Origin of the sequence: Xanthomonas sp. SHU 199, assembly GCF_000364665.1 — a bacterium.
GTDB classification, from domain to species: Bacteria; Pseudomonadota; Gammaproteobacteria; order Xanthomonadales; family Xanthomonadaceae; genus Xanthomonas_A; species Xanthomonas_A sontii.
Genome location: NZ_AQOI01000721.1, coordinates 1 through 3104 on the forward strand (window position 1 = coordinate 1; position 3104 = coordinate 3104).

Here is a 3104-nt window from a genome sequence, read left to right on the forward strand (position 1 = left end):
GTCCGGCGAGCGCGTGTACGGCGCCAGCAGCGCATAGAAGGCCGGCACCACGAACAGCGACAGCAGCGTGGACACCGACACGCCGAAGATCACCACGATGCCGATGGTGGCGCGGCTGGCCGATCCGGGGCCGCCGGCGACCACCAGCGGGATCGCGCCGACCACGGTGGCCAGCGAGGTCATCAGGATCGGCCGCAGGCGCACCGCCGAGGCCTCTACAATCGCGTCGCGCACGCTGCGCCCGGCATCGCGCAACTGGTTGGCGAACTCGACGATCAGGATGCCGTTCTTGGCCGCCAGCCCGACCAGCATCACGATGCCGATCTGACTGAACAGGTTGAGCGTACCGCCGCTGATCGCCAGGCCGATCAGCGCGCCGAGCACGCCCAGGGGCACGGTCAGCATGATCACCAGCGGGTGGATGAAGCTCTCGAACTGCGCCGCCAGCACCAGATACACGATCAGCAAGGCCAGGGCGAAGGTCAGCAGCACCGCGCCGCCGGCCTTCTGGTACTCGCGCGATTCGCCCTTCCAGTCGAGCTGCGCGTAATCGGGCAGTTCCTCGCGCGCCACCTGCTGCGCCCAGGCGATCGCCTCGCCGAGCGGGTAGCCCGGGGCCAGGCCGGCGTTGATGGTGATGGCACGCAGGCGGTTGAAGCGGTGCAGGTTGCCCGGCTCGGCGACTTCGCGCAGGGTCACCAGGTTGGACAGCGGGATCAGCTGGCCGCTGTCGGCGCGTACCCGGATCGCCGCCAGGTCGGCCGGATCGGCGCGGCCGTCGCGACTGGCCTGCAGCATCACGTCGTACTCCTCGCCGTTGTCGACGAAGGTGGTGACCTGGCGCGCGCCCATCAGCGTCTCCAGCGCGCGGCCGATCTCGGTCACCGGCACGCCGAGGTCGGCTGCCCGCTGGCGGTCGATCTCCACGCGCATCTGCGGCCGGGTTTCCTTGTAGTCCGAGTCCGCCCCGACCAGCCCGGGGTTGTCGGCGATGCGCGCGAGCAGGCGGTCGCGCCATTGCGCGATCTCGGCGTAGTCGGGGCCGCCGAGCACGATCTGGAACGGTTGCCCGCGGCTGTTGACCAGGCCGCCGCCGACCTGGGTGCGCGCACGCACGCCGGGCAAGGCGCGCAACTCTTCCTGCAGCGTCGCGGCGACGTCGGCGGTGGCCACGTCGCGCTCGCTCCAGTCGCGCAGGAACACGCTGACCCGGCCGGTGTGCATCTCCTCGCTGGCGCCGAAACTGCCGGGCACGCGCGGGTTGGCGCGCGCGATCGGCTGGCCGTCGCCACGGTGGCGGTCGAGGATGGCCTCGACCTGGTGCATCTGCCCCACCGTGTAGTCGAAGCCGGCGCCTTCCGGCGCATCGATCATCACCTGGAACGAGCCGCGGTCCTCGGCCGGCGCCAGTTCCGAGGGAATCATCCGTGCCAGCAGCGCACTGGCCGCCAGTGCCGCCAGCATCAGCGCGCCGAACACCCAGGCGCGGCCGACGTGGCGCTCAAGCACGCGCCGATAGCGCGCGCTCAGCCCCTGCAGCCGCGCCTCGACCCAGCCATGCACGCGGTTGGGCTTTTCGCGCGCGTGCGCCTTGAGCAGCTTGGACGACATCATCGGGGTCAGGGTCAGCGCGACGAAGGCGGAGATCGCCACCGCCGCGGCCAGCGCCACCGCCAGTTCGCGGAACAGGCGCCCGGTGTTGCCTTCGAGGAAGCCGACCGGCAGGAACACCGCCACCAGCACCGCGGTGGTGGCGATCACCGCGAAGGCGACCTGCGCGGTGCCGCGCCGCGCCGCCACCAGCGCCGGTTCGCCCAGGTCGACGCGACGCTGGATGTTCTCCACCACCACGATCGCATCGTCCACCACCAGGCCGATGCACAGCACCAGGGCAAGCAGGGTCAACAGGTTGATCGAGAAGCCGAACGCATACAGCGCGATGAACGCGGCCACCAGGCACACCGGCACCGTCACCGCCGGGATCAGCGCCGCGCGCACGCTGCCCAGGAACAGCCAGATCACCACCAGCACCAGCACCACCGCCTCGATCAGGGTGTGGTAGACGCGTTCCACCGAGGCATCGATGAACACGGTGGAATCGAAGGCGACGAAGATCTGCGTGCCCTTGGGCAGGGTCTGCTGGATCTGCTGCGCGGCCGCGCGCGCGGCGCGGGCCACATCCAGGCTGTTGGCGGTGGAGGTCTTGACGATGCCCAGGCCGACGTTGGGCACGCCGTTGCTGCGGAAGTAGGCGCGGCGCTCGGCCGAGGCCAGTTCCACCTTGGCCACGTCGCCCAGCCGCACCACGTAGCCGTCGCGGCCCTTGCCGAGCGGAATCGTGGCGAAATCCGCCGGCGCGCGGTAGGTGCGCTCCACGCGCAGGGTGAAGTCGCGGTCGGCCGACTCCAGGCGGCCGGCCGGCAGTTCGACGTTCTCGCGAGCCAGCGCGTTCTCCACGTCGGCCACAGTGAGGTCGCGCGCGGCCAACTGGTCGCGGTCCAGCCAGATCCGCATCGCATAGCGCTGGCGCCCGCCCAGGCGCACCTGGGCCACGCCGTCGATGCTGGACAGGCGATCCACCACGTAGCGTTCGGCGTAGTCGGACAGCTGCAGCGCATCCATCGTGCTGGAGCTCATGTTGAGCCACAGGATGGCGTCGGCATCGGCCTCGACCTTGGCGATCTCCGGCGCGTCGGCCTCGTCGGGCAGGCGGTCGAGCACGCGGCTGACCGCGTCGCGCACGTCGTTGGCGGCGGCCTCGATGTCGCGGGTGGCGCGGAACTCGATGCTGATGTCGGCCACGCCGTTGGAACTGCGCGCCTGGATCGTCTCGATGCCTTCGATGCCGGCCAGCGCGTCCTCCAGCACCTGGGTGATGCGGCTCTCCACCACCGCCGCCGAGGCGCCGGGGTAACGCACCTCCACCGACACGATCGGCGGATCGATCGCCGGCAGCTCGCGCAGGGTCAGCCGGCTGTACGCCATCACCCCCAGCACCACCAGCAACAGGCTCATCACCGCGGCGAACACCGGCCGGGTGATGGAGACGTCGGACAGCTTCATCGCGCCAGGTCCGCCGCGGCGCTGCCGCTGCGCGCGCCGCA

At 70.8% G+C, this 3104-nt stretch carries 1 protein-coding gene; it reads right to left on the minus strand.

Translation table 11 applies throughout. The annotated features are described in order from the left end of the window. The coding region (locus tag D183_RS0120180) for an efflux RND transporter permease subunit (protein ID WP_026144698.1) at positions 1-3063 on the minus strand (3063 nt) is incomplete at its 3' end. Between the last annotated feature and the right edge of the window lie 41 nt (positions 3064-3104).